This is a genomic window from Pseudoalteromonas sp. SANK 73390 (genome assembly GCF_054966645.1).
The window spans coordinates 1-226 of the sequence record NZ_ARPN01000194.1 but is presented as its reverse complement, the minus strand read 5'-3'; the positions used below and the strand labels follow the sequence as shown (position 1 = coordinate 226).

1 protein-coding gene is annotated in these 226 nt (G+C 41.2%); it reads right to left on the bottom strand.

Features of this window, described 5'->3' with window-relative positions; genetic code table 11:
* Nucleotides 1-226, bottom strand: a 226-nt coding sequence (locus SANK73390_RS21140; protein ID WP_462768294.1) for a hypothetical protein, incomplete at both ends; no start/stop codon positions are given.

The following is a 226-nucleotide window of genomic DNA, read 5'->3' as shown; positions in this document are numbered from 1 at the left end:
TCACCTATCAAGGTGCCATTAATTTCAGCTGCTTGAATGCTTGAATCAGTCACCGTCCCATTTATAGTTAAATCTAGCTGTGATGGTAAATCTACCTGCGGTAAATTAGTAAGTTGTGAGCCGTCACCTATAAATGCGCCGGCTTGAATATGTGAATCTGTAACAGCGCCTTCTTGGGTTAAATCTATTTGCGAAGGTAAATGTTCGTTAGCAAGGTTAGTCACCT